The organism is Lyngbya sp. CCY1209 (assembly GCF_055795065.1).
Map to the genome: position 1 here is coordinate 1 of NZ_JAYFER010000229.1, position 3,955 is coordinate 3,955.

The window sequence follows — 3,955 nt, forward strand, 5'->3', positions numbered from 1 at the left end:
ATTTCTCTCTCCTCTCTCCTCTCTCCTCTTTTCTCCCGACCATCATTTTTGTAACCACACGAGCGCTCTTTGCTATACTTGCCGAGTCGTGCAGACCATAGCGCTGAATTTGAACGGACAAACCCAATTTAAGACGGGCATTTCAGATTCGGAATTGCTGCGGTTTATCCCTTCGCAAGCGCACGTCTTTTCCCGCTGACGCGATGCGGGTTTAGAAGTGAAAATTGCAGGGGAAAATGACGATGATTTGTTTAATCAAAGAACCGGCAACGGACGAACAAATTCAGGCAATGTCCCAGGCCTGTGGCAGGTATATTAAACTGGCGGTAGATATCGAACGGGGAATGTTGGCGGGTGGGGGGGAACTCCACGCCGACTGCGAAGCCGTACTGTTGGAGGTGGGGAGCCGGCAGGTCGATGTCTGGGGCGCCGACTGGTATCCCGCCGAACGAGAAGTCGGATACGAATCGCTCATCAACATCCGCCCCCGCCAGAATAACCGCTCGATGGAAATTCAAGACCCCGCCATCCGGCGACGGGTTGCCGAGGTGGTCAGACGTTTATTGGACAGAACAGGACTGCAATGAAAGATTACTCGTCTCTGAAAGACCGCTACTTGAGGGATGCGCTACCCATCCGCCTGGGCAACTTGGCTTCCAACTTAGCCCGCATTAAGTCTCGCCTCTCGACGGTCGCCCATTCCGATATCGCGGACGATTTGCTGAGGGAGAGCCAGTTCTTCATCGAGTGGACGGCGGCGGACGCGGATGCGGACGTGGCGGCTCAGTTGGCGGCGTTGCAGGTCGAACTGGCCCGGTGGCGGCTCCGCCTGGGTCGGGCGGGGGATGATGCCGACGAACGGCGGCGGATCTCCGAGGCTTCCGGCATTTGGTCGGAGCGGGTGCTGGATTGGTCGGGTTTGTTGACTGGGTAGCGCGGCGGATGGACTGATGTGGCGCCCTGGCAATATCATCATTTCAGATTGCAGAGGAGGGCGGCGGCTTGACCGAACCGAAAATTATTTATTATTGGCCGGACGGGGAATGGGAGGGCAGTTGGCGATTCGCGGACAAAGACGGCCCGCCAGACGACGAGCCGGGATACCGGGAAATTGAACTGATGCCCGGTGAGTCTGTAGAGATTGAAGGGGATTACCTCACCCTCAGCGAGTGCGGCACATACCTGATGTTCGGGTGATGATAAACTCGGCAACTGAATCGACGGAGGGCGATCGCTTGACTTCCCCGACAACACCGCACACGCCTGTACTTCAGATATCACGAAAAGCCCCCGCCGCATCACTCCATCCCATCGCCTCGCAGTCGAACCCAGACGGACACTCACTCAGCATCTCTCGATCCTCCCCTCATATTTTCTCGCATCCGCGCCCCCCGCCCGGTTTCCTCCCCGCCGTCGGGGGTCAGGCACAGCGACAGTTGCCCCGGCGCGACGTTTCCCCGGCGGTACTGGTGATAGCCGAGGTGACAGCCCGCGCACAGGGCGACCAGGTTCTCGGGGCGGTTGTCCTCGGGCTTGAAGTTGCGGTGGTGGACGTTCATCGTCCGGGACTTGCGCTCTTTGGCGGACAGGTGCGGCGTTTCCTCTCCGGGTTTGATGCACTGCCTGCCGCACTTCCGGCAGCGCCAACCCGCCGCCTCCTTCACGGCGGCGGACAGTTCGGGCCAGTTGTCGGGGTAGCGATCGCGGTACATCGAACTCGGTGCGGGGTGACTTTCATTCTACGCGAGAAACGCCCGTCCGGGGGGATACAATGATTCCCACCGCGCCCGTAGAGCCAATGAGAGCGATCGCCTTCGTCCGCCCCCAAGACCTGAAACCCCATCCCCGCTACGCCGGGATTTACGGCGACATCGATGCCGGGGAACTGACCGAGCAGATCCGCGCCTCGGGGTGGATGCGCCCCCTGACCGTCACGCCCGAGCACGTCATCATCGGCGGACACCGGCGGTGGAAGGCGGCGTTGGCGTTGGGCTGGCCGGAAGTTCCCGTGGCGGTCCACCCCTTCCGCGATCGCACGGCCGAACTCGAAGCCATGCTGGGAGAGAACGCCGTCCGCGACAAGACCCGAGAGCAGAAGGTGCGGGAAGCCAATGCCTGGAAGCCCATCGAAACCGAGAAAGCCAAAGAACGACAGCTCGCCGGGGTGTCCCTGTCGGACGGCGACCCCTTCTCTCGTTCTAGGGGAAACGTCCGCGATATCGTCGCCAAGCGGGTGGGGTTGGGTTCGGGTGTCACCTACGCGAAAGCCGCCAAGGTGGTGAGGCGGATCGACGCCGAACTCAAAGCCGGGAATGCCAAAGCCGCCGAGGGGTGGCGCGTCGCCCTCAACCGGGGCAGCGTCCAAGGGGCGTATTCCTTGTTGAAACTGCCCAAAGCCCGGCGGGTGAAAGTCCTCGATCGCCTCGCCGACGGGAGGGCGACGAGCGTCCGGGATGCCCTGGAACAGATTCAAACCGAGGTGCGGCAGGGCGGGCGCCGCCGCTTCGCCGTGGGGGAATGGGTCATCCTCGCCCTGGACGAGGGGTTCATCTTCAGCGCCGAGGAACGCCGCTGGAATGGCTGCTGGGGGCGGGTGGAAGCCGTCGAACGCGGAACGGTGCGGGTCAACTTCGGCTCGGACACCCTGACCCTGTACGGCGGGGATTTGCGGCCCGTCGAGGCGTCGCCGGAGTGGGAGGCGATCGCCGTCCGCGTCCTGAACCTGCGGGGACTCGACGTGGAATTCTCCCCGGTGGAGTCGGCGATACTCGATGCCCTCCAGCGGCAGCTCGAAGTGAATCCGGGGGATGCCGCCTACCTGGATTGCTTGGAGCGTCGGGAAAGCGATACCCCGTGAAAAATGTTGCGGGGGGGCGAACTTCCCCGACATCCCCCCGTGGGCGTACACTTGTGGAGTATGCGTGGAATTGCGGCGATGAAAGTCAACCGGCACGGCAAGGCGAAGATCCTCACCCCCGAGGAGATAAGGCTCCTGTTCAATCGAGGGCTGACCAATTTGCGCGATCGCGCCCTGTTCGCGGTCTGCCTGTTCTGCGCCGTGAGGATCAACGAAGCCTGCACCCTCCACACCAAAGATGTCTACGACCGCAGGCGGCGGGTGAGGGAGGCGCTGACGTTCCGCAAGTGCAACACCAAACGGAAGCTCTCCACCCGCACCATTCCGGTGGCGGACGAACTGCGGCGCTACCTGGAGGCGTACCGCAAAGAAGCCGGACCCAACTGGCTGTTCCCGGGCGGCCCCTATCGCAACTGGGACCGGCCCATCTGCCCCGACTCCGCCAGCCGGATTCTCCGGGAGACGATGGAGGCTCTGGATATCCAGGGGTCGTCCACCCAGTCCTTCCGGAGAACGGCCCTGACCCTGATGAGCGATCGCGGCGTACCGCTGCGGGTGATCCAGGAGATATCGGGACACCGCAGCCTCCAGCAGCTCCAGGAGTATCTGGAGGTGACACCCGAACAGGTGAGGGGGGCCGTCCACAATTTGAGTTTGCTGTCGCCGGTGGCGCCTTTGGACGGGTCCGGCGCGGCGGCCGGGGATGACATCGGGCAAATGACGCCGACCCGGCCGGGGTAGATCGCATCGCCGGGGCGATCGATGGAACCGCCATCAGCCGCCGGGTGTTTAATGGAAATGGAATTTGCCGGGAGCGACGATGGGACGAACTGCCAATTCCGGAAGCGACCCGCCCTCCGAACCGATCCGAATCCGCCTGATGGCCGGGCGGGACAAGTGCGCGGCGGTCGCCGAACAAATTGCCGCACTGATGAGGGCGAACGGCTACGAACTGTTGGAGAAGTCGGAACCCTACCCGTGCCGCCCGCCCAAGGGCAACGACGACCGCATCTATCTCACCTTCATCGAACGGGCGGGGGAGACGGGCGACGGCGAATAGCCGCCAATGCTCGGAAATCAATCGACATCAACAAACGT

7 protein-coding genes are annotated in these 3,955 nt (G+C 62.5%); 6 read left to right on the plus strand and 1 reads right to left on the minus strand.

Going from position 1 to position 3,955, the window contains the following annotated elements:
- The first annotated feature begins 242 nt into the window (after positions 1–242).
- From AC0QHF_RS05210 to AC0QHF_RS05220, 3 genes are all read left to right on the plus strand, one after another.
- Positions 243–587, plus strand: a complete 345-nt coding sequence (locus tag AC0QHF_RS05210) for a DUF5674 family protein (protein WP_324703127.1) — start codon at positions 243–245, stop codon at positions 585–587.
- Entirely contained in the window at positions 584–934 is a 351-nt protein-coding gene (locus tag AC0QHF_RS05215; protein ID WP_324703128.1) for a hypothetical protein, read from the plus strand. The genes AC0QHF_RS05210 and AC0QHF_RS05215 overlap by 4 nt, the downstream gene beginning before the upstream one ends.
- Before the next feature lie 68 nt (positions 935–1,002).
- The gene (locus tag AC0QHF_RS05220) at positions 1,003–1,197 is read left to right on the plus strand and encodes a hypothetical protein (RefSeq protein WP_324703129.1); all 195 of its coding nucleotides are present in this window, start codon (positions 1,003–1,005) and stop codon (positions 1,195–1,197) included.
- A gap of 143 nt (positions 1,198–1,340) precedes the next feature.
- Here the strand turns inward: AC0QHF_RS05220 and AC0QHF_RS05225 are convergent, their stop codons facing one another.
- On the minus strand, positions 1,341–1,712 hold the full coding sequence (locus AC0QHF_RS05225; RefSeq protein ID WP_324703130.1) for an HNH endonuclease: 372 nt from the start codon (positions 1,710–1,712) through the stop codon (positions 1,341–1,343).
- A 59-nt stretch (positions 1,713–1,771) separates the two neighbouring features.
- Between AC0QHF_RS05225 and AC0QHF_RS05230 the strand changes: the two genes are divergently transcribed.
- The 3 genes from AC0QHF_RS05230 (at position 1,772) to AC0QHF_RS05240 (ending at position 3,917) form a co-directional block, all read left to right on the plus strand.
- Positions 1,772–2,857 (plus strand): ParB/RepB/Spo0J family partition protein, encoded by a 1,086-nt coding sequence (locus AC0QHF_RS05230; RefSeq protein WP_324703131.1) that lies wholly within the window; start codon positions 1,772–1,774, stop codon positions 2,855–2,857.
- 60 nt (positions 2,858–2,917) lie between these two features.
- A complete protein-coding gene (locus tag AC0QHF_RS05235; protein ID WP_324703132.1) occupies positions 2,918–3,598 on the plus strand; it encodes a tyrosine-type recombinase/integrase in 681 nt (226 codons plus the stop codon).
- 79 nt (positions 3,599–3,677) lie between these two features.
- The gene (locus tag AC0QHF_RS05240; protein ID WP_324703133.1) at positions 3,678–3,917 is read left to right on the plus strand and encodes a hypothetical protein; all 240 of its coding nucleotides are present in this window, start codon (positions 3,678–3,680) and stop codon (positions 3,915–3,917) included.
- The last annotated feature ends 38 nt before the right edge of the window (positions 3,918–3,955 follow it).

Excerpts from the sequence above, each read along its gene's own strand:
- AC0QHF_RS05240 (WP_324703133.1), top strand. The coding sequence starts at position 3,678 with ATGGGACGAACTGCCAATTCCGGAAGCGACCCGCCCTCCGAACCGATC.
- AC0QHF_RS05230 (WP_324703131.1), top strand. The coding sequence starts at position 1,772 with ATGATTCCCACCGCGCCCGTAGAGCCAATGAGAGCGATCGCCTTCGTC.
- AC0QHF_RS05215 (WP_324703128.1), top strand. The coding sequence starts at position 584 with ATGAAAGATTACTCGTCTCTGAAAGACCGCTACTTGAGGGATGCGCTA.
- AC0QHF_RS05210 (WP_324703127.1), top strand. The coding sequence starts at position 243 with ATGATTTGTTTAATCAAAGAACCGGCAACGGACGAACAAATTCAGGCA.
- AC0QHF_RS05235 (WP_324703132.1), top strand. The coding sequence starts at position 2,918 with ATGCGTGGAATTGCGGCGATGAAAGTCAACCGGCACGGCAAGGCGAAG.
- AC0QHF_RS05225 (WP_324703130.1), bottom strand. The coding sequence starts at position 1,712 with ATGTACCGCGATCGCTACCCCGACAACTGGCCCGAACTGTCCGCCGCC.